Origin of the sequence: Streptomyces sp. NPDC048523 (genome assembly GCF_043199815.1) — a bacterium.
In the GTDB taxonomy this organism is placed as follows: Bacteria; Actinomycetota; Actinomycetes; order Streptomycetales; family Streptomycetaceae; genus Streptomyces.
In genome coordinates this window covers 405,957-430,725 of the sequence record NZ_JBICWQ010000006.1, presented here as the reverse complement: position 1 = coordinate 430,725, position 24,769 = coordinate 405,957, and the positions used below count along the sequence as shown (strand labels likewise).

Sequence of the window (24,769 nt, the reverse complement as noted above, 5' to 3'; positions counted from 1 at the left end):
CCCGGGGCAACCTCGGCCCCCGCTCGTGTGTCTTGACTGGCGGGACTCGGCCGGGGAGGACACATGGGGATGTCTGCGGGCAGATGGGTGGTCGGCGGGGGCGCGGCAGTGCTGCTGGTGGCGACCGGTGCCTGGGCGCTGCGGCCGGTGGACGTCGACACGGACCTGTGGAGCCGGGTGCGGCCGGCCATCGAGGCGCGGCTCGTGGACCAGGCGCGCGGCACCGGGTACGGGGAGAGCGAGCCCGGGCTCGGGGCCCGGTGGTTCTGCCGGGCGCAGGCGCTGGACCTCGAGGAGCGGGACGGACTCGTGCGGGCCGGCGTCAGCACGCTGTGCCTGGAGTACGGGGTGCGCGCGGGGCGGCTGGTGGAGTGCAGCGGCGCCGAGGTGCCCCAGGTGCTGCGGCTGCGGCGGGAGGCCGACGGCGACTACGTGGTCGTGTCGCAGGAGGAGCCGCCCGAGGGTGCGGGCAACGCGGAGTGGCTGACGACCCACTTCGGTCACGCGATCACCGCCGCACTCGACACCACCGTGCCCTCCACCCCCCTGGAATCGGCGGCCCGCACCCACTTCGGCCTGCCGGCCACGGCCCCGGTGAACACGGACTGCTGAGCCGCCCCGGCACACCGCGCGGACCGTCAGAGGGTCGTCGCCTTACCGGTCGTCAGTCCGTGTCCTCCGCCAGTTCCGCCACCCCGGTCACCCGGTGCAGGGGATACGTGCGGACCTCGTCCGCCGTGTGGTCGTAGGCCGTCACGAAGCCGCCCTCGACGCGGACGGGGGCGATGACGCGCTGGCTGGCGGCGCCCTCGGCGTTGACGTAGCCGATCCACAGGGCCTCGCCGGTGAGGACCGCGGCCTGCATGGTGGCGAGGGTCTCGGCGGGGCTGGTGCGGGGGAGTGCGCCGCTGGCGGGCAGGGACTGGTCGGACTGCCGGCGGGGGGTCGTCGAGGCCAGGTCGCCGGCCCGGATGGCGCGGATCGCGGCCGACAGGAGGGTCGCGTCGGGAATCGGGGGGCCGTCCGGGACGGGTTCGGGGGCGGTGCGCGGCGGGGTGCGGTGGGCGTGGGCCCGGGTGATCAGGACATCGCCCTCCGCGGACTCGGCGGCCGGGGCGAAGCCCATCGCGCGCAGGCCGTCAAGGAGCGACGCGGGGTCGGCCTGGGCGGCGAGGACGGTCGGGGCCAGGCGGCGCAGGCGCAGGTTCGCGGCGCGCTTGTCGGCGAGGATCTCGTTGAGCAGGGCGTCGTCGTCGCAGCGGACGTACGCGGAGGCCGCGCCCACCCGAAGGTGGCCGTGCCTGCGGGCCACGTCGTCGATCAAGTACGTCAGCGGCTGCGGCACCGGCGTACGCGCGTGCGTGGCGAGGAAGGCGTGCAGGTCGGAGGCGGACTGACCGGCGTCCAGAGCACGGCGTACCGACGCGGGGGTGAACCGGTAGACCGTCGCCCCGCCCTTGGACTCCACGTCGGCCAGGACGTCCAGCACCTCGGCCAGCGACCGCTGCAGGGGACCGGGCGCCACCGCCGTCAGGTCGGCCTGGAGCAGGACGTGGTCGAGCGGTTCGGGCAGGAGCGGTGCGAGCAGCCGGGCCGCCGCGGCGGACGCGGTGGCCTGCTCGACGGGGGACAGGGGCTCCGTGACAGGGGGACGGTGGTGCACGGGGAGTTTGTCGCCGGGGCCCTCCGGAGCCGTGGCCGGCGTCCTCGGCGCGGCCACGCCGAGCAACGCCCGCCCGTGCCCCGACAGCGCCCCCCGCCCCGTCACCCCCAGCAGCTCCGCCTCCGCCAGCGTCCACTCGGTGAGCCGTGAGCGCAGGTCGTCCTCGCGCTGCGGCCCCCGCAGCGGACGCTCCCAGCGCAGCCGGGCCAGCACCGACTCCTTCGACGGCGACGCCCCTTCCGGCAGCCCCGCCAGCAGCGTCAGCACCCGGTGCCGTACCTCCGGCGCCGCGCTGCGGTCGAGTCCCGGGCCCAGCGTCGACAGCGTGCGCTCCTTCGCGTCCCGGCCGCCCACCAGACCGGGCACCCGCGTCGCCGTCAGCCACGCCTCCGCCAGCCGGGTCCAGCGCTGCGCCGCGGGCTGCTCCAGCCACTCGTCGTGGGCCGGGGTCGCCGCGTACCGCTCGTCGGCCTCGCCGTCGGAGGCCAGCAGGCCCGCCGCGTACGCCAGCTCGACCCAGAACGCGGCGACCGGCTCCGCCACGTCCAGCGCGACGGCCGTGCGCTTGAGGTCACGGACGCTCAGACCGCCCGCCCGCAGCACCGCGGGACCGCCCTCGTCCCAGTCCCGCAGCAGCTCCTCGACGGTCGCGAGCGCGGTGTACGCCTGCCCGGCCGCCGTCGCGTCCACCACCTGTGGACGGTGGGTCGCCGCGGGCTCCACGGCCGGCGGCAGCGGCTCCACCTCCCGGTGCGCACGGCCACCGCGCAGATGCAGGGCGACCTCGCGCGGCAGTACGACCGTCCCGGGCGCCGTCGGCACCAGCAGCCCCAGGTCGAGGAGACGGCGCAGATGGGCCGCCGGCTCCGCGGTGACCTGGCCGTACGGCGGGCCCCACACCAGTCGCGAGAGCACCTCCCGCGACTCCTCCGGGAGTCCGGCGAGCAGCGCCGACATCCGCTTGCGGTCGGTGAACAGGGCCGTCAGCGACGCCACCGCGGACACCGCGTCGTGGGTCGAACCGAGCCCCGCCGCCGTGACGATGTCCTGGATACGGCCCGGCGACATCCCCGCGGTGGCCTCCTGCACGGTCGGCCCGAGCCCGGTCGGCGAGGGATGCTGCGGCGAGGGCGCGAGCAGCTCACGGGCCGTGCGCACCAGCCGCAGCCGGTCGTCGTCCCCCCACACCAGGGCCTGCTCCCGCAGGGTGACAAGGGCGCGGGGGAGCGCGGCCGACACGGCCGGGTCGCCGCCGTCGCCGGTCAGCAGCGCCAGCAGTTCCCCGTACGGCGCCGGGTCCGCCGCCACCGCCAGCGCCTCCGCCGTCTGCAGCGTGAAACGGTCCAGCCGCTCCAGCGCCCGCACCACCGACGCCCGCGTCCCGGCCCGGGTCGCGAGCTGCGTCAGGTCCGTGGGGACGGGCGTGATGAGGTCGGGGCGGGCACGCAGAAGCGCGGCCAGGGATGCGTCGTCCCTGGCCCGGAGCGCTTCCGCGAGGGAGCGCGGCGGTACGGCCGGGTTGCTCATCCGACCAACGGTAGCGGGTTGCCCCCGGCGGCCGGGCCGGGCAGGTGGGGTCGGCGGGGGTGCGCGCCCCGGGGTGCGGTGCGCTAGTTTCGTCCCACGGGGGAGCCAACGCACCAACCCCGGAGGGGACTTCGTGGGTATCGAGAGCGATCAGGTCGTCTACGAGTATCTGAGCCGCGTCGGCGATGTCGCGCAGCAGCGGCAGTTGCCGTCGTCCACCCGTATGCGGCTCGTCTCGGAACTGCGCAACGAGATCGACCGGCGGCGCGCCAAGGTCACCGTGGACTCGCCCGCCGCCGTCCGCCGGATCATCGCCAAGCTCGGCAGCCCCGACGAGGTGGTCACCGCCGCCGGCGGTACGGCGGACAGCGCCCCGCAGGCACCGGTCGTCGCCATGCCCGTACAGCGGGACCGGGAGGCGGAGGAGCCCGAGCGGCCCAAGCGACCGCGCAAGGCCGTCCCCCGGCAGCGCCCCGACACCCCGCCCCAGCCCGCCCCCGCCCGCGACCTCTCCAACGGACCCCATCTGGCCGGCCTGGACGAACTCGGCGACACCGCGGCACAGCCCGACTGGTGGCGGGTGGACAGCAGTCCCTTCGGCGTCGGCGACAGCGTGCCGGGGTTCGTGGGCGGAGTGGAGATCCCGGAGCTGCTGAAGCCACCGCCGCCCAAGGAGGAGCGGAAGCCCGAGCCCGCGCCCGCCGTGGAGCAGGCCCCGCCCGCGCCGGTGGTGAAGGCCCGCACGGCCTGGTGGAGGCCGAAGACGGTCGTCAAGGCGGCGGAGCCGGTCGTCGAGGCCGCCCCGGTCCGTCGGCGCCGTTTCTTCCGGGCCAAGGGCTCCGCCGCAGTCCCAGGCGCCGCAGTCCCCGGAGCCGGCGGCTGGAGCAACCCCCTCCTCCTGCTCGCCGCCGCCCTGCTCGTCGCCGGTGCCGTCCTCGGCAACCTGCTCGTCCTCGTCGTCGGCTGGCTCATCGCGTGGGCCTCGCGCCGGCTGACCGACGCCGAGACCAAATGGGCCGTCGTGTTCCTGCCGAGCCTCTCGCTCACCGCGGGGCTCCTGTGGCTGTGGGGGAGGAACGAGGGCCGCTGGGGCGAGCCGATCGCCCGGGGCCACATGAACGACGCGGTCGCCGAGACCTGGCCGTGGGTCGTGCGGGGCGCGGCCGTGGCGTCGGCGCTGTTCCTGGTGTGGCGCTCGCAGCGGCGCCGGTAGGCCCCGAAGCGCCGGCAGGCCCCGAAAACCCGGTGTCCGCGCCCTCGGTGCCCCCGGCACAATGACCCATATGGCCTCTACAAGCATCTCCGCCCCCGGACCCACCGTCGGCTTCGACCTCGACATGACGCTCATCGACTCCCGCCCCGGCATCCACGCCTGCTGGGTGGAACTGTCCGAGCGGACCGGGACGTACGTCGACGCCGACCTGGTGGTCACGCGGCTCGGGCCGCCGCTGGCGGAGGAGATGGCGCACTGGTTCCCGGCGGACCGTATCGCCGCCATGGCGGACCTCTACCGCGAGCTCTACCCGTCGTACGCGATCACCGGCACCCGGGCGATGCCCGGCGCCCGCGAGGCCATGGACGCCGTGCAGGCGGCCGGCGGGCGGGCGATCGTCGTGACGGCCAAGTGGGAGCCCAACGCCAAGCTGCACATGAAGCACCTGGGCATGGAGCCCGACGCGGTGATCGGCAACCTGTGGGCCGAGCAGAAGGGCGAGGCGCTGCGCGAGCAGGGCGCGAGCGTGTACGTCGGCGACCACCTCGGCGATGTGCGCGGGGCGCGGATCGCCGGGGCGTTCTCGGTCGCGGTGCCCACGGGGCCGTGCAGCGCAGAGGAACTGACCGAGGCCGGAGCCGATGTCGTCCTCGGCGATCTCACCGAGTTCCCGGGATGGTTTTCGGCCTATCGTGCGGACTACCGGCCGGCCCGCGCCTGACGCCTTCCGGCCGCGACCGATTGCAGTACGCCCGCACCGGCCACCACGAACCCGACGGCCATGAGCATGCTCAATCCGAACATGTACGTCGGAAATGGCTTCGTTCCGAGCAGAAACGGGGCCACGGTGACCAAAGTGGCCACCGCGCCGATGAAGAACACGATGGCTCCGGCACGGATCAGTCGGTCACCGGGAGCGGTGGAATTCGTTTGGGTTTTGTCACGCACCGGACCAGGGTAGTTCCCTGCCCGAAGGAACAACCGGGGGACGTCTTGTCACCGGCCTGAAGACCATTAGCCTTGGTACCGGCGGGTCCCACGACCCGCCCCAGTGCTATCAAGACCCGTTTCCAGAAGCAGTTTTCCGACGAGTACGAGGACGAGGACAGACGTGCCTACCGGCAAGGTCAAGTGGTTCAACAGTGAGAAGGGCTTCGGCTTTCTCTCCCGCGACGACGGCGGTGACGTCTTCGTCCATTCCTCGGTCCTCCCCGCCGGAGTCGAGACGCTGAAGCCCGGGCAGCGGGTGGAGTTCGGAGTGGTCGCCGGGCAGCGCGGTGACCAGGCGCTCTCGGTGGCCATCCTCGACCCGACCCCCTCGGTCGCGGCGGCGACGCGCAAGAAGCCGGACGAACTGGCCTCCATCGTCCAGGATCTGACGACCCTCCTGGAGAACATCACACCGATGCTGGAGCGCGGCCGCTACCCCGACAAGGCCGCCGGCGGGAAGATCGCCGGCCTTCTGAGAGCGGTCGCCGACCAACTCGACGTGTAATGAGCGAGATACGGGCCGAGGCGCCGTCCCCCCAGCTGCTGGAGTACATCCGGCGGCAGCGGCGCCACACCCTGGAACTGCTGACCGTCTGCGCCATCGGCCTCGTCCCGTGGACGATCCTGCTGGCCTTCACGCTGCCCAGCGGCTACACGGTCCGTCAGTGGCGCACCACCTGGGTCGGCTTCGACGTCCTGCTCCTGCTCGCGATGGCCGCCACGGCCCTGCTCGGCTGGCGCCGCCACCGGGGGGTCGTGGTGGCGGCCGTGTCGACGGGGGCCCTGCTGGTCTGCGACGCGTGGTTCGACGTCTCGCTGGCCCTGGGCACCCCGGACGTGTGGTGGTCGGTGGCACTGGCGGTGTGCGTGGAACTCCCGCTGGCCGGCTTCCTGATCCACCGAGTGCTGGGCATGCTGAAACTGGCGCAGTGGCCCATCGCCCCCAAGCGCGTCAGATGAACGACAGCGCGTCGGGCCGCAGAGCCGGCACCAGGCCTTCCGCGGCCGCCCGGGTCAACAGCCCCCGGATCGCCGCGTATCCGTCCTCGCCGAGGTCCGCGGTGAACTCGTTGACGTACAGACCGATGTGCTGATCGGCGACGGCGGGATCCATCTCCTGCGCGTGCTCCATGACATAGGGCCGGGAGACCTCGGGCTCGTCCCACGCGGCCCGCACGGACGCACGCACGGACTCGGCGAGCCGTGACAGCCGCTCCGCCCCCAGCGACCGCTTCGCGATGATCGCCCCCAGGGGAATCGGCAGCCCGGTCGTCGACTCCCAGTGCTCGCCCATGTCCGCGAGCTTGTGCAGACCGTAGTTCTGGTACGTGAACCGGGCCTCGTGGATCACGAGCCCCGCGTCGACCTTCCCGTCCCGCACGGCCGGCATGATCTCGTGGAACGGCAGCACCACGATCTCCCCGACCCCGCCCGGGAGGACGTCCGCCGCCCACAGCCGGAACAGCAGATACGCCGTCGACCTCTCGGACGGCACGGCGACGGTACGGCCGGTGAGGTCCACCCCCGCCTCCCGCGTCAGCACCAGCGGCCCGCACCCGCGCCCCAGCGCACCCCCGCACGGCAGCAGCGCGTACTCGTCGAGGACGTACGGCAGCACGGCGTACGACACCTTCAGCACATCGAGCTCACCGCGCTCCGCCATCCCGTTGGTGATGTCGATGTCGGCGAAGGTCACGTCCAGCGCGGGCGCCCCCGGCACCCGGCCGTGCGCGAGGGCGTCGAAGACGAAGGTGTCGTTCGGGCAGGGGGAGTAGGCGATCCTCAGTGATCCGGTCGTCGGCTCAGTCGTCATGGTGTCTCCAACTCTCCAGTACGGGCGTCAGCTTCCCGAACCCCTCCGTCAGGGCCGCGAGCGCGTCGCCGATGCGCCAGGCGGCCCGGTCGCGCGGACCGACCGGGTTGGACACGGCACGGATCTCCAGCACGGGCACGCCATGCGCCCCGGCCGCCTCGGCGACCCCGAAGCCCTCCATGGCCTCGGCGAGGGCAGTGGGATGGCGTGCTCTCAGGGCGGCCGCGCGGGCGGCCGTACCCGTCACGGTGGAGACGGTGAGCACGGCTCCGGCGCGCCCCCCGGTCGCGGCCACCGCGGCCCGTACGAGTGTTTCGGGCGGACGGTGGGTGACGACGCCGAATCCCAGCTCGGTCACCGGCACGAACCCGTCGGCGGTCTCCGCCCCGAGGTCGGCCGCGGTGATCTCGTCGGCGACGACGAGCGAGCCGACCGGCGCGTGCGGCAGGAAACCGCCCGCGATCCCGGCGGAGACCACGAGGCCGTAGGGAGAACCCGCCACGGCGGCCCGGGTGAGGGCGGTGGCGGTGCGGGCGGCGGCGAGAGCGGGCCCGACCCCCACGGCGAGGACGTCCACGGGGAGCCCGGTGCCTTCGAACGCACGGGCCACCGCGTCCCGTTCGACCGGGACGGCGGTGGCCACGAAAATGCGCATCGGATACGGCGGATCAGTAGTCGGAGTTCTCCAGCTTGAAGTTCCACACGCCCTTGTACGCCTTGCTCTCGCCGGAGGACTGCTTGTCCTGCTCGACGATGCTGATGTACAGCGTCTTCTGCGGCGCCTGGCCCTGCTGCTGGGCGAAGAGGTCGACACCCTCGAAGGAGTAGTACGACTTCTTGTAGACGTACGTCATCTGCTGGCCGTTGATCCACAGCGCCCAGCCGGTGTCCGCGACCTTCCGGTCGACGCCGACGCGCAGGGTCTCGCTCTGCTTGACCTTGATCGTTTTGACGTCCGACTTCTTCAGGGCGCACTTGGCGGCCTTGGCCTTGCCGAGGTCGTTGCCGTCGTCGTAGCAGACGGCCTCGGAGCTCACCGAGGTCGAACCGACCGTGACGGTGACGCGCGGCGTCGGCTTGTCGCAGGCCGACAGGACGAGCAGTCCGGCGGAAACGAGGCCGGCGGCGGCGACGGCGCGGCGGCGTCGCACATCGGATTGCAGCGTGGTCATGGCGGAAGGCTATCGGGCGGGTACAGCGGTGCCTCTACGCGGGGTGCGGCGAGCCCTGTTCGTTACGCCACTCGCGCCTTGGGAGCACTGCCGTGCCGGGCCGAGCTGAGCAACCCCTTCGCCGTGGCCAGCCAGCCCGCGGCGACGACCGCGGCGGCCACCGACAGGCCGAGATAGCCGTTGAGCGGCATCACGATGCCGACCGCGCCGCCGAACACCCACGACACCTGCAGCAGCGTCTCGGAGCGGGCGAACGCCGAGGTGCGGACCAGTTCGGGTACGTCCCGCTGGATCAGCGCGTCCAGGGACAGCTTGGACAGGGCCTGCGAGAAGCCGGCGACGGCCGCCAGACAGGCCACCAGGAACGCCCCGAAGAAGATCGCCGCCGTGATCGCCGCGCCCAGCACGATGGCCACCACCGTCAGGATGATGATCTCCGGCGCCCGCGACCTGAGCCAGGCCCCGACCGCCGTGCCGAGCGCGTTGCCCACGCCCGCCGACACGGCCACCAGGCCCAGGGAGACCGCCGCGCTCTCGCCGGTCAGCGGATGCTCGCGCAGCAGGAAGGCGAGGAAGAAGGTGAGGAAGCCGGACAGCCAGCGCAGGGCGGCGTTCGCGCCGAGGGCATGGGTGACGGCGGTGCCCACCGTGCGCAGCCCGGGCCGCTTGAGGGGCTTGAGGTGCGGCCCGTGCAGGTGCTCCTCGTCGGCGGCGAGCAGCGCCACGTCCTCGCCCTTGGCGGAGTCGACCTTCGGCGGCAGCGAGAAGGACAGGAACATCCCGGCGATGAAGATCACGAAGGCGCCGTAAAGCGGCCAGCGCGCTCCGATGGCCTGGAGTCCCGCGCCGATGGGGGCCGCGACACCCGTGGCGAGGAGGCCGCCGAGGGTGACGCGGGAGTTGGCCTTGACGAGGGAGAAGCGGGGCGGGAGCAGACGGGGCACGACCGCGCTTCTGACGACGCCGTACGCCTTGGAGGCCACCAGTACACCGAGGGCCGCCGGATACAGCTCCAGGCTGCCCGTGGCGACCGCCCCGGCGATGATCAGCGAGAGCATCGCCCGGGCGAGCATGGCGCCCGCCATGGCGGCGCGGCGGCCGTGCGGGAGGCGGTCCAGGAGCGGGCCGATCACGGGCGCGAGGACCGTGAAGGGGGCCATGGTGATGGCGAGGTACAGGGCGACGCGCCCACGGGCCTCGTCGGTCGGCACCGAGAAGAACACCGTGGAGGCGAGGGCGACGGTGATCATCACGTCCCCGGCGCCGTTGACCGCGTGCAGTTCGATCAGCTTGCCGAGGCCGGACTCGCCGGCCCCGTGCGCGTGGGTCGCCTTGCGGATGCCGCGGGCCGTACCGGTGAACGGGAGGTGCAGGGCACGGCCGACAGCGCGTACGGACCCGGTCATCCGGCCCGCACCGCCACCGATCCCGGTGGCTCCCTGGGGTGTCCTCGTGGCTGCCACCCCGTCATAGTGCCCCGAGAAAGCTGTGAGTAGTGCGGTTACCGCTCGTATGAACGCATATGAAGCGCCACCGCGGGCCCACTGGAGGCAACGAACCATCACGTCGGTGTAGGCCGAGCGGCGGCGAACAGGTAGCGTGCGTAGCGCGCCGTGGCGAACGTTCTCGGCCGCGCGCCTCTCCGGCATCCCGCAGAATGGATGGGAGCAGGTGCGCCCGAGCGCGATCGGGCGCGGACGTCGACGCGGTCCTCCGGTCCGCTCCGTCCGCACCCACCGCCTTCAGGCCGGCGCACCCGAGTGACGGCGTAGGAGAGAAGCGATACCTGTGAGCGCAGCGACAACGCGAAGCCGCACCCCCGACCGCCTGTGCGCCGAGGCCGTCGACCTCGCCCGCGCCGCAGCCGAGGAGGCCGCCGCGCCCGGGGTGGTGGGCGAGCACTCGGGCCTGGTCTCCGAGGGAGACCGGGTCGTCACGCACTTCTTCGAGTGCAAGGAGCTCGGGTACCGGGGCTGGCGCTGGGCCGTGACGGTGGCGCGCGCCTCCCGCGCCAAGCTGGTGACGCTGGACGAGGTCGTCCTGCTCCCCGGCCCCGACGCGCTGCTGGCACCGGAGTGGGTGCCGTGGAGCGAACGCCTGCGCCCCGGCGACATGGGCCCCGGCGATCTGCTCCCCACCGACGCCGAGGACCTGCGCCTGGAGCCCGGCTACACCGGCGAGGACGAGCCGCTGCCGAACGCGCCGGTCTCCGAGGAGATGGCCGAGCTGGTCGAGGCCGAGGACGCCGAGCTCACGGCGGGCACCCCGTCGCACCTCCCGGTGGTCCCGACCCGCGGCTCGATCGCCGCGGTCGCCGAGGAACTGGGCATGCGCCGGGCCCGGGTCCTGTCCCGTTACGGCCTCCACATCGCCGCCGACCGCTGGGAGGAGTCCTTCGGCGCCAAGACGCCGATGGCCCAGGCGGCCCCGGCGCCCTGCGCCAGCTGCGGCTTCCTGGTGCCGCTGGGAGGCTCGCTGGGCCAGGCATTCGGCCTGTGCGCCAACGAGTTCGCCCCGGCCGACGGCCGTGTGGTCTCCCTGTCCTACGGCTGCGGAGGCCACTCCGAAGCGGCCGTCATGCCCAAGCCCCCGCAGCCGGCCCTGCCGGTGATCGACGAGACCCGGGTGGACCCGTTCCCGCTGCGCCCGGCACCGGACTCGGGATCGGTGCCGGTGGTCACGGACGAGGACGCGGCGGAGCTGGGTCACTCGTAGGACGGGCCCGCTCAGGGGCGCTGCTTCACCCGGTCCACCACCCCCTGGGCGGTCACGTGCTGCGGGGTACCGGCGGGGCCCAGTTCGATGATCGAGGCGTCGCTGTCCTGCCCCACCCTGACGAGGAGACGTGAAGGGCAGGTACGTGCGATGCGGGAGCGGGGCCCTACTTTCCGAGCACGGCGGCCAGCGCCACGACGGCGAACATCATCACGAGCACACCGGCCATGATCCGGTTCCGGGTCTTCGGGTCCACGCATCGAGCCTAACCGGCCCCGCCCAGCGCCCAGCGGCCGACCACCTCGTAGCGGGGCTGCTCCCCCGGCACCCCGGACTTCGGAAGGTTGCTCCGCACCAGCGCCAGCTCGTCGACGGTCCAGGTACGGCTCGTGAATCCGTCCAGAACCGAGAGATACGGCCCTGCCTCCACCGCCTCCCGGCTGCGCGCCACGGTCAGATGAGCCTTGTACCGCCGGTGCTCCCCCATCTCCACCCCGGCCCGGCGTCCCGCCGCCTCCGCCCGCTCGGCCAGCAGCCGCAGCACCGGCAGATCACCGGAGGCCCCCGCCCACAGCGCCCGCCCGTGCCCGAACTGGCCACCGCCGCGCACGGCCAGCGGGAAACGGGCGGTGTGCCGGGCCGCCCGCTCCAGCCGCTCCGACAGCTCCGGTACGACGTCCTCGTCGACCTCGCCGTAGAAGGCGAGCGTGAAGTGCCAGCCGGCCACCCCGGTCCAGCGCAGCTCGGACGCTCCGGGAAGCCGCCTCAACTCGGCGACCTTCAGCGCGAGTTCATCGGTCACGTCCTGCGGGGGCAGCACCGCGGCGAAGAGTCTCATGGAGGGCAGCCTGTCACCATGAGGGCATGGAGATCAGCATCAGGGACGGCGGACCCGACGACATACCCGTGATCCTCGGCATGCTCGACAGCTGTGTGGAGTGGCTGGTCGCGCAAGGGCGTCCCGGGCAGTGGGGAACCGAGCCGCTGTCCGCGAGCCCCAGGACGGTGGAGTCCGTCGCCCGGTACATCGACGAGGGCCGCGTGTTCATCGCCGAGGCCGACGGGGCGCCGGCGGCGACCCTCACGATCACCGACTCGCCGGGCGCGTATCTGGCCCATCTCCCGCCGCCGGGCGAGCCCGAGCGGTACATCCACTGGCTCGCCTCCGACCGCCGCTTCAAGGGACACGGCATCGGCAGCGCCCTCCTCGCGCACGCCGCCGAGGAGACCCGGCGCGCGGGCGTCGCCCTGCTGCGGGTGGACTGCTACGCGGGCGGCGACCGCAGACTGGTCGCCTACTACGAGGCCAACGGCTTCACCCCGACGGAGACCTACACCGCCGGGGCGAACAACGACTGGCCGGGCCAGGTGCTGGCCCGGCGGGTAGGGCCGTAGGGCTCAGGCCGCCGGGGCCAGTTGCTCCTGATTCTCGCGGGGCACGAACCGCACGTGCGGGTGGCCGCGGTTCCAGCCGACCGACAGCCGCAGGTTGCCCATGCGGGCCAGGACCAGGCCGATCGTCGCGGCCGCGACCGCGGCGATCGCGCCGCCCACCGCGAGGCCGGCGCGGACGCCGTACGCGTCGGTGATCCAGCCGGCGATCGGCGCGCCGATCGGGGAGCCGCCCATGAACACCATCATGTACAGGGCCATCACGCGGCCCCGCATGGCCGGGTCGGTGCCCATCTGCACGCTGGTGTTCGCGGTGACGTTGACCGTCATGCCGAACATCCCGATCGGGGCCATGAGCAGGGCGAAAAGCCACAGCGAGGGGGCGATCGCGGCCACGATCTCCAGCGCGCCGAAGGCCACCGCGCCCACGACCAGCACCCGCATCTTGGCGGTGCCGCGCCGGGCCGCGAGGAGGGCGCCGGCCAGGGAGCCGACCGCCATCACCGTGTTGAAGAGGCTGTAGGAGCCCGCGCCCGCGTGGAAGACGTCGTCGGCGAAGGCCGAGAGATAGACGGGGAAGTTGAAGCCGAAGGTGGACACGAACCCGACCAGGACGATGGTCCAGATCAGCTCCGGCCGCCCGGCCACGTACTGAAGGCCCTCCCGCAGCTGTCCCTTGCCGCGCGGGGCGCGCTCGACGGCGTACAGCTCGCGCGACCGCATCATCAGCAGGCCGACCAGCGGGGCGACGAAGGACAGGCCGTTGGCGAGGAACGCCCAGCCGGTGCCCACGCCGGTGATCATGACGCCCGCGACGGCGGGGCCGATCAGCCGGGCCGACTGGAAGTTCGCGGAGTTCAGGCTGACCGCGTTCTGCAACTGGTCGGGGCCGACCATCTCGGAGACGAACGACTGGCGGGCCGGGTTGTCGACGACCGTCGCGAGGCCCGCGGCGAAGGCGGCGAGGTAGACGTGCCAGACCTGGACGTGGCCGGTCAGGGTGAGGACCGCGAGCGCGATGCCGGTGGCGCCCATCGCGGACTGCGTGAACAGCAGCGCGCGGCGCTTGGACAGCCGGTCGACGAGGACACCGCCGTAGAGGCCGAAGAGCAGCATCGGCAGGAATTGCAGGGCCGTCGTCACGCCGACGGCGGTGGCGGAGCCGGTGAGGCTGAGCACCAGCCAGTCCTGGGCGATGCGCTGCATCCAGGTGCCGATGTTGGAGACGACCTGGCCGAGGAAGAACAGGCGGTAGTTCCTGACCTTCAGCGAGCTGAACATGGATGACTTGCGGGACACACAGGTAGAAGGGATCGGTGCGGGGGCGGAGGGTGCTCCGGGTCCCGTACTCAAAGTGCGTTCGCCTCCTCTTCGTGACTTACAGGTGTGCGAGTTTCTCCAGCACGGGGGCGGCGGCGCGCAGTTTCGCCCACTCGTCCTCGTCGAGGCCGTCTACCAGGGTGGCCAGGAAGGCGTTCCGCTTGGCGCGGCTCTCCGCGAGCATGGCCTCGGCCTGCTCGGTCTTGGTGACGACCTTCTGGCGCCGGTCCTCGGGGTGCGGCTCCAGCCGGACGAGTCCCTTGGCCTCGAGCAGCGCCACGATGCGGGTCATCGACGGCGGCTGCACGTGCTCCTTGCGGGCGAGCTCGCCCGGGGTGGCCTTGCCGCAGAGGGAGAGGGTGCCCAGCACCGACATCTCGGTGGGGCTGAGCGACTCGTCGACCCGCTGGTGCTTGAGCCGACGGGACAGTCGCATCACGGCTGATCGCAGGGAGTTCACGGCGGCTACGTCGTCGCCATGGGTAAGGTCCGGCATCTCTTTAGCGTAACTCATTACTCTCGCTAAACAAACCGGGGTGCACGGGGATTCCCGTGACGCACGCCACGGAAACCCGATCTTCACCCGTACGAGTGAGTCGGCAGCGGAAAGTGAACGCCGCTCACCGTGGGCGGCGACTCTCGACTCCATGGGGACCAGTGTGCTCAGCCTGCGGATAGACGGGGAGCTGCTCGAGCGGCTCCGGGACCATGCGGCCAAAAGGGGGATGAGCGTCCAGGACTATGTGATCCGAACGCTCATCCGGGACGACTTCGACGAGCGGTTCCAGACCGCCGTCGACGAGACCGAGAAGTTCTACGGGGTGACGTGAGAGGGGGTCACGTGAGGGCGGGTCACGTGAGAGCGGGTCACGTCAGGCCGAGCGCCGGCATCAGGTAGTAGAAGCCGAACACCGCGGCCACGACGTACATCGGCACCGGGATCTCGCGGCCACGGCCGGCCGCCAGCCGCAGCACCACGAAGGTGATGAAGCCCATGCCGATGCCGTTGGTGATCGAGTAGGTGAACGGCATCATCACCATGGTGATGAAGGCCGGGATCGCGATGGTGTGGTCGGCCCAGTCGATGTCCTTGACGTTCCCCGCCAGGATCAGGAAACCGACCGCGAGCAGGGCCGGGGTCGCCGCCTGGGACGGGACCATCGTCGCGACCGGAGTGAGGAACAGCGCGAGGGTGAAGAGCCCGCCGGTGACGAGGTTGGCGAAACCGGTGCGCGCACCCTCGCCGACTCCCGCCGTCGACTCCACGAAGGCCGTCGTCGCCGACGACGAGCTCGCGCCGCCCGCGGCGACCGCGAGGCCGTCCACGAAGAGGACCTTGTTGATGCCCGGCATCTGGCCCTGGGCGTCGGTGAGCCTGGCCTCGTCGGAGACGCCCATGATCGTGCCCATCGCGTCGAAGAAGCACGACAGCAGGACCGTGAACACGAAGAGGATGCCGGTCAGCACGCCGACCTTGTCGAAGCCGCCGAAGAGGCTGACCTTGCCGATCAGACCGAAGTCGGGGCCGGCGACCGGGTTGCCGGGCCACTTCGGGACGGTGAGCCCCCAGGAGGGGACCTTGGCGACGGCCTCGATGATCATCGCCACGACGGTCATCGTGACGATCGAGATGAGGATCGCGCCGGAGACCTTGCGGACGATGAGTGCGAGGGTGAGCAGGGCGCCCAGGATGAAGACCAGGACGGGCCAGCCGTCGAGGTGTCCGTCGCCGCCGAGCTGGAGCGGGACGGTGGTCTGGGCGACGTCCGGGATGCGGGAGACGAAGCCGGAGTCCACGAGCCCGATCAGCATGATGAACAGGCCGATACCGATGGAGATCGCCTTGCGCAGGCCGAAGGGCACCGCGTTCATCACGCGCTCGCGCAGACCGGTGGCGACCAGCAGCATCACGATGAAGCCCGCCAGGACCACCATGCCCATCGCGTCCGGCCAGGACATCCGGGGCGCGAGCTGGAGCGCGACGACGGAGTTCACGCCGAGCCCGGCGGCCAGCGCGATCGGGACGTTGCCGACCACGCCCATGAGGAGCGTGGTGAATGCCGCGGTGAGGGCGGTCGCGGTGACCAGCTGGCCGTTGTCCAGCTGATGGCCGTACATGTCCTTGGCACTGCCGAGGATGATCGGGTTCAGCACGATGATGTAGGCCATCGCGAAGAACGTGGCGAAGCCGCCCCGGATCTCGCGGGGCAGACTGCTGCCCCGCTCGGAGATCTTGAAGTAGCGGTCGAGGGCGGTCGGCATTGGATGTTCCTACGAGCAGAAGTGGACAGGCGCAAACTGTTTCAGTATGAACGTATAACGTTTGCCGGGCCATCTCCGCGCGTAGATGTGATCGCCTCGTAAGCTGTCCCCATGGACGTGTTCTCTTCGGGATCCTTCAAGCACGAGGCGCCGGAGCCCCTGGAGGGCCCCGTGGTCGCCACGGTCACCGGCGGCACGATCCTGTGGTTCGTCCTCTTCCTCGTACAGCTCCCGTTCTACGGCTGGTTCGAGGACCACGGACACACCTGGTGGCTGTGGACCTGCCTGGCCGGGGGCGGGCTGGGGCTGTACGGCACCTGGTACGTCCGCAAGCGTGACGCCGCGATCAAGAGGGCGGACGGCACCGATCCCGCCGCCACCCCTGCTGCCGAGTGACGAGCGCCCCCTAGTACCACGGCATCACTCACCCGTTCCCCTCTCCTCCCCAGGTCGGAACTTCCGGTCACTCGGCGGGTGAAGCCGCAAAACCGCACGTACCGTCGAATGCATGACGCACATCGACGCGGGCGCCGAACTCGACCCTGTGCACCCCGTGGCCCTCCCGGCACCGGCGGCGGGCGGCCTCTCCGCGGCCGAGGTCGCCGAGCGGGTGACGCGCGGACAGGTCAACGACGTGCCGGTGCGCAGCAGCCGGAGCGTGGGGGAGATCGTCCGGGCGAACGTCTTCACCCGGTTCAACGCGATCATCGGTGTGCTCTGGCTGGTCATGCTGTTCGTGGCGCCGTTCCAGGACAGCCTGTTCGGGTACGTCATCCTCGCCAACACCGGGATCGGCATCATCCAGGAGTGGCGGGCGAAGAAGACCCTCGACTCTCTCGCGGTGATCGGCGAGGCGAGGCCGACCGTACGGCGGGACGGGACCGCGTCCCGGGTCAGCACCTCGGAGATCGTCCTCGACGACCTCATCGAGATCGGACCCGGCGACAAGGCCGTGGTCGACGGGGTGGTCGTGGAGGCGGACGGCCTGGAGATCGACGAGTCGCTGCTGACCGGCGAGGCCGACCCGGTGGTGAAGCGGCCCGGCGACGAGGTGATGTCCGGGAGCTTCGTGGTCGCCGGCGGCGGCGCCTTCCGGGCCACCAAGGTGGGCCGCGAGGCCTACGCCGCCCAGCTCGCCGAGGAGGCCTCCCGGTTCACCCTGGTCCACTCCGAACTGCGCTCAGGCATCTCCACGATCCTCAAGTACGTGACGTGGATGATGGTCCCGACCGCGATCGGCCTGGTCATCAGCCAGCTGTTCGTGAAGGACGACGACCTCAAGGACTCCCTCGCCCGCACGGTCGGCGGCATCGTGCCGATGGTCCCGGAGGGGCTCGTCCTGCTGACCTCCGTCGCCTTCGCCATCGGCGTGATCCGGCTCGGCCGGAAACAGGCCCTCGTCCAGGAACTCCCGGCCATCGAGGGCCTCGCCCGCGTCGACACGGTCTGCCTCGACAAGACCGGCACCCTCACCGAGGGCGGCATGGACGTCACCGGGCTCAGGCCGCTGCAGGGCGCCGACGAGTCGTACGTACGGAAAGTCCTGGGCGCCCTCGGGGACTCGGATCCGCGGCCGAACGCCTCACTCCGGGCGATCATCGACGCCTACCCGGACGCCGAGGAGTGGCGCTGCACGGAGTCGCTCCCCTTTTCCTCGGCCCGCAAGTACAGCGGGGCCACCTTCAGCGAGGGCGACGGCGAGTCCAGCACGTGGCTGCTGGGGGCGCCGGACGTGCTCCTGGCCCCCGAGGACCCCGCGCTCGCCGAGACCGGGCGGCTCAACGAGCAGGGGCTGCGCGTGCTGCTGCTGGCCCGGGCCTCCCGCGACCTGAACGATCCCGAGGCCGCCCGGGGAGCGCGGCCGACCGCCCTCGTCGTCCTGGAACAGCGGCTGCGGCCCGACGCGGCCGACACCTTGCGGTACTTCGCCGAACAGGACGTGCGCGCCAAGGTCATCTCCGGGGACAACGCGGTGTCGGTCGGGGCGGTGGCGGCCAAGCTGGGGCTGAACGGCAGCGTGGTCGACGCACGTCAACTGCCCGCCGACCCGGAGGGCATGGCGAAGGCGCTCGACGAGGGCACGGTGTTCGGGCGGGTCACCCCGCAACAGAAGCGGGACATGGTGGGGGCGTTGCAGTCACGCGGGCACACCGTCGCGATGACCGGCGACGGGGTCAACGACGTGCTCGCCCTGAAGGACGCCGACATCGGGGTGGCGATGGGCTCCGGATCGGAGGCCACGCGGGCGGTCGCGCAGATCGTGCTGCTCGACAACAGCTTCGCGACGCTGCCCTCGGTGGTCGCGGAGGGCCGGCGGGTCATCGGCAACATCACCCGGGTCGCGACCCTGTTCCTCGTGAAGACCGTGTACTCGGTGCTGCTGGCCGTGTTCGTGGTGTGCTGGCAGGTCGAATACCCCTTCCTGCCCCGGCACCTGACCCTGCTGTCGACGCTGACGATCGGCGTCCCGGCCTTCTTCCTGGCCCTCGCGCCCAACAAGGAACGCGCGCGACCGCACTTCGTGCGGCGGGTGATGCGGTACTCGATCCCGGGCGGGGTGGTGGCGGCGATCGCGACCTTCGTGACGTATCTGATCGCCCGGCACCACTACACGGGCCCCGGCGCGCTGGACGCGGAGACGAGCGCGGCGACGCTGACCCTGTTCCTGATCTCGATGTGGGTGCTGGCGATCATCGCCCGCCCGTACACCTGGTGGCGTCTCGCGCTGGTCGCGGCGATGGGCCTCGGTTTCGTGCTGGTCCTCGCCGTGCCCGGGCTCCAGCACTTCTTCGCGCTGAAGCTGGTGGGGGCGACGATGCCGTGGATCGCGGTCGGCATCTCGGTGGTGGCGGCGGCCGCCCTGGAACTCCTGTGGAGGTGGGTCGACCGCCGCGTGCCCGCTTAGCGCGGGGCTTCAGCCCGGGTGGTGGGCCGCGGTTCTACTGGACGTCGACGAAGTCCCCGGTCGACGTGACCGGCGAGGTCGTCGTCGTGCCCGCGAAGACGTAACGGAAGGAGCCGTCGGCGGAGGCCGTCACGGTGGTCTTCAGGGCGCCCGTGGTGCTGGTCTTGATGGTCTTCAGGGTGGTGTAGGAGGTCGCACCCTTCTTCTTGAACTGGAGCTTCACCGGCTGGGTCGAGTAACCCGCGTACGTGTTGGTGTCCCAGTTGGCGCGGGCGAGCTTGCCCGTGACGGTGATGGTCTTGCCCTTCTTCACCGGCTCGGGGGCGGCGTTGGTGGTGAGGGTGGCCCGGCGCTGGAGGTGGGTGGTGCCGAGGCCGCCCTGCCAGGTCAGGCCTTCGTCGCCGTTGACCGCGAGGGCGCCCAGCTTCCAGGTGCCAGCCTCGCTGCTGTACAGGTCGCCGTCCTCGTCGGAGCCCTTGGGACGGAACTGGATCTTCGCGGTGCACTTCAGCACCGTCGAGGAGGACGCCGTGCAGGTGCCGGGGTCGTCGCCGCCGAGCAGGTCGTCGGAGTTCATGCCGAGGGTGGCGCCGCGGTAGAGGAGTGGGAAGGTACCGAAGGAGTTCGGGTCCAGGTTCGCGGGCTTGGTCACGGTGTAGCTGGCCGAGACCGTGACCATCGCCGTCGAACCGACCACGATGTCCTTGCCGCTGTTGACCTTCAGGCTGGAGAAGGTGACGGCGGGCCCGGCGGTGGTGGCGGCCTGGGCGGCCGGCACGGCGAGGGCGGAGAGTGCCACGGCGCCGGAGGCGACGAGGACGAGGGCGCGTATGCGCATGTGCGTTCCCCATGAGGAGAGAAGGATCTGGGAGTCTGATGACTCACTCCCTAGATCCGTGACTCACGGGACAGGTTGTACCCGTGGGACGTGATTTTGTTCGCACATGCGCAACGCTTTACTTCCGGCCTACTTACCTGACGTCGATGAAGTCGCCCGGGGCGTTGACCGCCGGGGTGGTGGAGGTGCCCGCGAAGCTCCAGCGGAAGTAGCCGTCGACCGTCGCCTTGACGGTGGTCTTCAGGTCACCCTTGCTGTTGGTCTTGACCGTCTTCACGGTGGTGTAGGTGTCGGAGCCCTTCTTGCGGAACTGGAGCTTCACCGGCTGGGTCGAGTAGCCGGCGTACTTGCGGGTCTCCCAGTTGGCCCGCGTCAGCTTGCCGGTGACGGTGATGGTCTTGCCCTTCTTCACCGGCTCGGGGGCGGCGTTGGCCGTGAGCTTGGAGAGGCGCTGGACCTTGTGGGTGCCGTAGGAGTCGTTCCAGTAGTCGCTGCCGGCCTCGTCGGCGGCGATCGCGGCGGCCGTCACGTGCCAGGTACCGGCCAGCGTGTTCATGTACAGCTCCCGGCCGACGTCGACCGTGATGGTGAGCTTGCAGTTCGAGGTTGTGGCGCTGACCGCGGTGCAGGTCGCGTTCTGCTCGTTCGGGGCGAACACGCCGTCGTGGTGGGCCAGGTCCCTGCCGTGCCACAAGTCGATGTACGCGTCCTGGATACCGGCGGAGTGACTGGCGGTCAGCGACACGGCGAACGTCTTGACGCCAGTCGTACCGAACACGATGTCCTTGCCGCCGTTGACCTTCACGTCGGAGACGACCGGCCGTTCCTCGTCGGCGGCGGCACTCATCGGGGCTCTGGAGACGCCGAAACGCTCCGCGGCGGTGGGTTTGTGCAGGCCCTCGCCATCGGCCTGGGCGGCCGGGACGGCGAGGGCGGTAAGGACGAGGCCGCCGGAGACGGCGGCCACGATGGTGCGGATGCGCATGCGTTCCCCCAGGGACTGGTCGTGGAGCCTGGCGGCTCGTGGGGTCAGATGCGAGACGCGGCTGAACCGTTGCAGCGGGACACCCTGTTTTTTCGTCCCGGATACTGGAGCCCGGACCGAGCCCGCCGATCTCACCCGGAAGGTGACACCGTGTCGGTGTACTACCTGGTCACCCGCTATCCCAAGGACGGCGACAAGCCGCTCTCCACAACCGACGCCAGCGCGGTGGGAGCAGAGGCCTGGGGAGAAGTCCTCGGGATGGCGCCGGAGCAGCTGGTCAACGTGTATCCCCTGACGCAGCAGCACGCCGAGCGTGTCCGGCAGCTGACCGGTATCGCGCTCGACCTCGAGGAGTACGACTACTTCCTGGAGACCGAGGCGGACTCTTCCTCATGAGACTCGCCATCTCCCGTTTCCCGAAGGACGGCGAGTTCCTCGACTCGTCCGTCGATGTCACGGCGGTCGGCCTGGACGTCCTCGCGGACCTCGTGGGGATCGCGCCGGACGAGCTGATCGGCGATGTGCCCCTGACGGAGGAGCACGCCGAGCGTGTCCGGCAGCTCACCGGTATCACGCTCGACCTGGAGACGTACGACTACCTCCTGGAGCCGGAAGGGGACGGTTCCGGGTGAGCGGCTGATCAGTCGAACCAGCGGTCCCTCGCCAGTTCCTCCGTGCGGGTCGGGTCCTCCAGGAGGGCGGCGACCTCGAAGCGGCGGGGCCACTGGCCCGCTGCCCAGGCCAGGCCCGCGGCCACGCCCTCCACCGTGGACGCGTGCAGGATGCCGTCGTCGGTGAGGCGCCAGTCGAGCTCCACGCCGTCGACGACGAGTTCCTCGTGCTCGATGTACGAGGACGGGGTGTCCGGGCCCAGCAGCAGCCCGACCGCCTCCGGTACGTCGTGTTCGGTGCCCTCGGAGTCGATGGAACCGGTGACGGACTCGCTGAGGCGGCGGACCTGGAAGAGTTCGGCCAGCTCGGCGGCGCGGGACGGGCGGACCGGCAGCAGGGGGACGCCCTCGGTGAAGGGGAGCAGGTCGGGTGAGTCGACGACGACGGCGTCGGCCGCGTCCACGACCTCGACCCGGCCGTCGGTCACCGCCCGCAGCTCGTCGGGCAGGGTGACCTGTTCGGGGTCCAGGTCGGCCAACGCGCTGTAGAGGGCGTGCAGTTGGGCGCCGGTCACCGATCGGTCGGGGTCGGCGAGGCGGTCCAGGAGTTCCGCCGCCCCGCCCGGCTCCGCCAGCAGCGCGGCCACCGACGTCCGTACGCCCAGCGCCCGCAGCACCTGCTCGTCGTCGAACCCGGTCGCGTCCGCCTCGTCGTACAGGCCGCGCAGGAGGGGGTCTCCGCCGGCCGCGAGCAGACCGGCGGGGCGGCGCCCGTCGAGCACCGGGTTCCCGCGCAGCCACCAGGCGGTGTACGGCCGTACGACCTCGTGCGTGCCGTCCGGCAGGAGGATGCGGACCTGCTGGGTGATCGCGTCCCTCAGGGGCGGCCGGGACAGCAGGGCCAGGGCCTCGGGCCACTTGTCCTCGTCGACCAGGTCGAGATCGCGTACGGCGACCAGTTCGGTGGCGACCGGCGGTACCGGGGTGTCCGGGAAGCGGTCGAGGATGTCCTCGCACCACACGTCCACGGCGTCGAGGAGCCCGGCGTCGTCCGGTTCCGCGAAGTCGCCCTCGCGCGGCTCCAGTTCGTCGGGGTCGAGGACCACGTCCGTGGCCCGGACCAGGGCGAAGTTGGCCAGCACCCCGCAGGCGGCGAGGGGCTGCTCGCCCCACTTCTCGGCCAGTTCGCCGTCCACGAAGGCGAGTTCGTCCTCCCGCATGACCCGCGCGAACGGGCTGCCGGGGAGGACGAGTTCACCCGCGGGGACCAGCTCCCCCTCCTCGTCGGGCAGGGCGAGCGCGCCCAGCCACGGCTCGTCGCCGGGCTCCAGGCCCGCGTCCCGCACGAGCGCGAGGACGGTGTCGGCCAGCTCCTCGGCGTCCGGGGTGTCCTCCTCCCAGCTCACGCCCCCGTCGTCGTCCAGGGAGGCGGCCACGGCGGCCCGTACCTGGGGCGTGGTGAGCACCGCGCGCGCAGTCGCGGGCAGCGCGCCCAGCTTCTCCAGGAGCGGGTGGGCGGCGGCCGGGTGGGCGACCTTGAGACCGAGCCGGGCGAGGATCTCGGCGTCGATCAGGGGCCCGTCCGACGTGGGCAGCAGCACCTGCCGGGGCCCGATGGTCGTCCGCCCGTCGGCGAGCGGCACGGGCAGGCCGGAGAGCCGGTCGGGGTCGACGCCCGCGAGGCTGTCGTAGAGCCGCTGCCACCACTCGGGCTCCTTCTCCAGGCCCGCGAGCCGGTCGACGGCCTCGGTCAGCGGGACCCGGGCCACGCCCAACGTCCGCAGCTCCACCCGCCGTTCGAGACCGGCGGGCAGCAGGGTGGGCAGCACCTCGGCGAGCACCCGTACGGTGTCGGCGCCCGCGCCCTCGACGACCTCGGCCTCGCGCGGGCGCAGTACCTCGGGCAGTTCCGAGTCGTCGCCGGGCTCGAGTGCGGGCGGGAGAAACGCGGTTTTCGGGAGGCGGTCGAGAATCGCCTGCCGCAGCGACCCGTCCAGCTCGCCCTTGCCCAGCGGACCGGGCACCAGCGCGATGATCCCTTCGCCGACCGGCCGCCAGCCGGCGAGGAGGCCGGCGTACACGTCCGCCGCGCGCTGCACGAGGAAGTCAGTGAGCGGTCCGGGTGCCGCGTGCCGGCGGGTGGTGTCCAGCGGGAAGGACGCGATGAGCAGCGCGGGGACGCCGAGGGGTTCGTCGCTGGGCGTCGGGGCGTGCACGACGGGGCTGGTGCGGGGGTGGGCCGGGCTGCCGTCGGGGTCGGCGGGCACGGCCCAGGTGAGCGACCAGTGCGGCCGCAGCCGCTCCTCGACGGGCCGGCCGGCGAGGAGGTCGGGGGTGAGGGGCCCGTGCGCGGACGCCGTACGCCACCGGGTCGTACCGTCCCGCGAGTCCTCCACGACGGTGAGGTGGTCCTCGGCGCGGCGGCTGATCGTGCGGGTGGTGTCCGTCTCGATCACGACCTCCTCGAGCCCGGGGAGGGCGAGGAGGAGGGCGTCGTCGACGGCGTTCAGGAGCCGCTCGGCGAGGTCGGCGGCGGCGGCGTCGCGCAGCGGGAGGATCACGACGGTGTCGTAGGGGTCGGGCGCGCTGCCCTCGGCGGCGAAGGGGAGCCGCAGCAGCGGGACATGGCCGTCGCGGCGGCGGATCTCGTCGCCGAGCCCGGGGCTGTGGCGGGCGGTCTCGGCGGCGTGTTCGCGGGCCTCGGCGAGGGACCAGCGGATCCCGCCGTGGCGGCCGACGACGGCGGGCTCGTCGGTGACGGCGAGCACGGCGGCGAAGCCGACGCCGAAGCGGCCGACCGAGCCGTCGACGCTGTCGCGCTTGGCGGAGGCGCGGAGCGTGGAGAGGGACTCGACACCGGCCGCGTCCAGCGGGGCGCCGGTGTTGGCGGCGAAGAGGACACCCTCGCGGAGGGTGAGCCGGAGCCGTCCCGGCACGCCCGCCCTGGCCGCCGCGTCGGCGGCGTTCTGCGCGAGCTCGACGACGAGCCGGTCCCGGTATCCGCCGAGGACGAGGTCCTCCTCGGCGTTGGCGTCCTCCCGGAACCGGGCGGGGCTGGTGGCCCAGGCGTCCAGCACCCCTCGCCTGAGCCGGGCGGTCCCGAACGGGTCGGCACCCTCGGCGGCGGGCCGCACGAACTTGCTCACGTTGACTCTCCTCATCGGCGTGACGATGAAGGTACCGCGATGAGGGAGGACCGTAACTCGGGGAGGGTTCGCAGCGGCGAAGGCGGGCGGCGAGGGATTGCCTCGCCGCCCGTCGGTGCCCGGGTCGGGCCGGCGGACCGGCGTACAGGGCGCTGCGGGCGCCGATGCCGTCGCCGTCGCCCACCGTCGGGCCGGCGGTCGTTCGCACCGGGCGAAC

At 71.9% G+C, this 24,769-nt stretch carries 25 protein-coding genes; 12 read left to right on the top strand and 13 right to left on the bottom strand.

Features of this window, described 5'->3' with window-relative positions; all coding sequences use genetic code 11:
- Positions 1–69: 69 nt before the first annotated feature.
- Positions 70–612 (top strand): hypothetical protein, encoded by a 543-nt coding sequence (locus ACGFWE_RS31265; RefSeq protein ID WP_352388788.1) that lies wholly within the window; start codon positions 70–72, stop codon positions 610–612.
- Between the two features lie 52 nt (positions 613–664).
- Here ACGFWE_RS31265 and ACGFWE_RS31260 read toward each other — a convergent pair whose 3' ends face one another.
- A complete protein-coding gene (locus tag ACGFWE_RS31260; protein ID WP_393603259.1) occupies positions 665–3,190 on the bottom strand; it encodes a helicase-associated domain-containing protein in 2,526 nt (841 codons plus the stop codon).
- Between the two features lie 133 nt (positions 3,191–3,323).
- Between ACGFWE_RS31260 and ACGFWE_RS31255 the strand changes: the two genes are divergently transcribed.
- The gene (locus ACGFWE_RS31255) at positions 3,324–4,403 is read left to right on the top strand and encodes a hypothetical protein (protein ID WP_352388784.1); all 1,080 of its coding nucleotides are present in this window, start codon (positions 3,324–3,326) and stop codon (positions 4,401–4,403) included.
- A 70-nt stretch (positions 4,404–4,473) separates the two neighbouring features.
- Positions 4,474–5,124 carry an HAD family hydrolase gene (locus ACGFWE_RS31250; RefSeq protein ID WP_393603257.1) on the top strand — a complete coding sequence of 217 codons (651 nt, stop codon included), beginning with the start codon at positions 4,474–4,476 and terminating at the stop codon, positions 5,122–5,124.
- Here the strand turns inward: ACGFWE_RS31250 and ACGFWE_RS31245 are convergent.
- Positions 5,103–5,351, bottom strand: coding sequence for a hypothetical protein (locus ACGFWE_RS31245; RefSeq protein WP_393603255.1), 249 nt, complete (start codon positions 5,349–5,351; stop codon positions 5,103–5,105). The genes ACGFWE_RS31250 and ACGFWE_RS31245 overlap by 22 nt on opposite strands.
- 163 nt (positions 5,352–5,514) lie before the next feature.
- On the opposite strand from ACGFWE_RS31245, the gene ACGFWE_RS31240 reads away from it, so the two are divergent.
- Entirely contained in the window at positions 5,515–5,898 is a 384-nt protein-coding gene (locus tag ACGFWE_RS31240; protein ID WP_007382863.1) for a cold-shock protein, read from the top strand.
- Positions 5,898–6,353, top strand: a complete 456-nt coding sequence (locus tag ACGFWE_RS31235; RefSeq protein WP_352388778.1) for a hypothetical protein — start codon at positions 5,898–5,900, stop codon at positions 6,351–6,353. The genes ACGFWE_RS31240 and ACGFWE_RS31235 overlap by 1 nt, the downstream gene beginning before the upstream one ends.
- Here the strand turns inward: ACGFWE_RS31235 and ACGFWE_RS31230 are convergent.
- From ACGFWE_RS31230 to ACGFWE_RS31215, 4 genes are all read right to left on the bottom strand, one after another.
- Positions 6,346–7,206: a 1,4-dihydroxy-6-naphthoate synthase gene (locus ACGFWE_RS31230; RefSeq protein WP_393603253.1), complete on the bottom strand. Its 861-nt coding sequence runs from the start codon at positions 7,204–7,206 to the stop codon at positions 6,346–6,348. The two genes, ACGFWE_RS31235 and ACGFWE_RS31230, sit on opposite strands and share 8 nt — an antisense overlap.
- Positions 7,196–7,861, bottom strand: coding sequence for a futalosine hydrolase (locus ACGFWE_RS31225; RefSeq protein ID WP_393603251.1), 666 nt, complete (start codon positions 7,859–7,861; stop codon positions 7,196–7,198). Before ACGFWE_RS31225 ends, ACGFWE_RS31230 begins: the two co-directional genes overlap by 11 nt.
- Positions 7,862–7,874: 13 nt before the next feature.
- Positions 7,875–8,378 carry a hypothetical protein gene (locus ACGFWE_RS31220; protein ID WP_352388772.1) on the bottom strand — a complete coding sequence of 168 codons (504 nt, stop codon included), beginning with the start codon at positions 8,376–8,378 and terminating at the stop codon, positions 7,875–7,877.
- 62 nt (positions 8,379–8,440) lie between these two features.
- Complete coding sequence (locus ACGFWE_RS31215; protein WP_393603473.1) at positions 8,441–9,784, bottom strand: MFS transporter; 1,344 nt, start codon at positions 9,782–9,784, stop codon at positions 8,441–8,443.
- A 382-nt stretch (positions 9,785–10,166) separates the two neighbouring features.
- On the opposite strand from ACGFWE_RS31215, the gene ACGFWE_RS31210 reads away from it, so the two are divergent.
- Positions 10,167–11,093 carry a DUF3027 domain-containing protein gene (locus ACGFWE_RS31210; protein WP_352388770.1) on the top strand — a complete coding sequence of 309 codons (927 nt, stop codon included), beginning with the start codon at positions 10,167–10,169 and terminating at the stop codon, positions 11,091–11,093.
- Between the two features lie 265 nt (positions 11,094–11,358).
- Here the strand turns inward: ACGFWE_RS31210 and thpR are convergent, their stop codons facing one another.
- Positions 11,359–11,931 carry an RNA 2',3'-cyclic phosphodiesterase gene (gene thpR / locus ACGFWE_RS31205; RefSeq protein WP_352388768.1) on the bottom strand — a complete coding sequence of 191 codons (573 nt, stop codon included), beginning with the start codon at positions 11,929–11,931 and terminating at the stop codon, positions 11,359–11,361.
- Positions 11,932–11,957: 26 nt separating this feature from the next.
- Here thpR and ACGFWE_RS31200 point away from each other — a divergent pair, with 26 nt between their 5' ends.
- Positions 11,958–12,488 (top strand): GNAT family N-acetyltransferase, encoded by a 531-nt coding sequence (locus ACGFWE_RS31200; protein ID WP_352388766.1) that lies wholly within the window; start codon positions 11,958–11,960, stop codon positions 12,486–12,488.
- A gap of 3 nt (positions 12,489–12,491) precedes the next feature.
- On the opposite strand, the gene ACGFWE_RS31195 is transcribed toward ACGFWE_RS31200, so the two are convergent.
- Together ACGFWE_RS31195 and ACGFWE_RS31190 are read right to left on the bottom strand one after the other, a co-directional pair.
- Entirely contained in the window at positions 12,492–13,838 is a 1,347-nt protein-coding gene (locus tag ACGFWE_RS31195; RefSeq protein WP_393603248.1) for an MFS transporter, read from the bottom strand.
- 25 nt (positions 13,839–13,863) lie between these two features.
- On the bottom strand, positions 13,864–14,301 hold the full coding sequence (locus tag ACGFWE_RS31190; RefSeq protein ID WP_057608571.1) for a MarR family winged helix-turn-helix transcriptional regulator: 438 nt from the start codon (positions 14,299–14,301) through the stop codon (positions 13,864–13,866).
- Positions 14,302–14,452: 151 nt separating this feature from the next.
- On the opposite strand from ACGFWE_RS31190, the gene ACGFWE_RS31185 reads away from it, so the two are divergent.
- The gene (locus tag ACGFWE_RS31185; RefSeq protein WP_030317890.1) at positions 14,453–14,635 is read left to right on the top strand and encodes a hypothetical protein; all 183 of its coding nucleotides are present in this window, start codon (positions 14,453–14,455) and stop codon (positions 14,633–14,635) included.
- Between the two features lie 37 nt (positions 14,636–14,672).
- Here ACGFWE_RS31185 and ACGFWE_RS31180 read toward each other — a convergent pair whose 3' ends face one another.
- Complete coding sequence (locus ACGFWE_RS31180) at positions 14,673–16,067, bottom strand: NCS2 family permease (RefSeq protein ID WP_352388763.1); 1,395 nt, start codon at positions 16,065–16,067, stop codon at positions 14,673–14,675.
- A gap of 111 nt (positions 16,068–16,178) precedes the next feature.
- Between ACGFWE_RS31180 and ACGFWE_RS31175 the strand changes: the two genes are divergently transcribed.
- Together ACGFWE_RS31175 and ACGFWE_RS31170 are read left to right on the top strand one after the other, a co-directional pair.
- Positions 16,179–16,463 (top strand): DUF2530 domain-containing protein, encoded by a 285-nt coding sequence (locus ACGFWE_RS31175; protein ID WP_352388761.1) that lies wholly within the window; start codon positions 16,179–16,181, stop codon positions 16,461–16,463.
- A gap of 112 nt (positions 16,464–16,575) precedes the next feature.
- Positions 16,576–18,972 carry a cation-translocating P-type ATPase gene (locus ACGFWE_RS31170; RefSeq protein ID WP_393603245.1) on the top strand — a complete coding sequence of 799 codons (2,397 nt, stop codon included), beginning with the start codon at positions 16,576–16,578 and terminating at the stop codon, positions 18,970–18,972.
- A 34-nt stretch (positions 18,973–19,006) separates the two neighbouring features.
- Here ACGFWE_RS31170 and ACGFWE_RS31165 read toward each other — a convergent pair whose 3' ends face one another.
- The gene (locus tag ACGFWE_RS31165; RefSeq protein ID WP_393603243.1) at positions 19,007–19,810 is read right to left on the bottom strand and encodes a hypothetical protein; all 804 of its coding nucleotides are present in this window, start codon (positions 19,808–19,810) and stop codon (positions 19,007–19,009) included.
- A gap of 133 nt (positions 19,811–19,943) precedes the next feature.
- Positions 19,944–20,795, bottom strand: a complete 852-nt coding sequence (locus tag ACGFWE_RS31160; RefSeq protein WP_393603241.1) for a DUF5707 domain-containing protein — start codon at positions 20,793–20,795, stop codon at positions 19,944–19,946.
- 150 nt (positions 20,796–20,945) lie between these two features.
- On the opposite strand from ACGFWE_RS31160, the gene ACGFWE_RS31155 reads away from it, so the two are divergent.
- Together ACGFWE_RS31155 and ACGFWE_RS31150 are read left to right on the top strand one after the other, a co-directional pair.
- Positions 20,946–21,191, top strand: coding sequence for a hypothetical protein (locus ACGFWE_RS31155; protein ID WP_393603239.1), 246 nt, complete (start codon positions 20,946–20,948; stop codon positions 21,189–21,191).
- On the top strand, positions 21,188–21,427 hold the full coding sequence (locus tag ACGFWE_RS31150; RefSeq protein WP_393603238.1) for a hypothetical protein: 240 nt from the start codon (positions 21,188–21,190) through the stop codon (positions 21,425–21,427). The genes ACGFWE_RS31155 and ACGFWE_RS31150 overlap by 4 nt, the downstream gene beginning before the upstream one ends.
- Before the next feature lie 8 nt (positions 21,428–21,435).
- On the opposite strand, the gene ACGFWE_RS31145 is transcribed toward ACGFWE_RS31150, so the two are convergent.
- Positions 21,436–24,552, bottom strand: a complete 3,117-nt coding sequence (locus tag ACGFWE_RS31145) for a sacsin N-terminal ATP-binding-like domain-containing protein (protein WP_393603236.1) — start codon at positions 24,550–24,552, stop codon at positions 21,436–21,438.
- Positions 24,553–24,769: the final 217 nt, after the last annotated feature.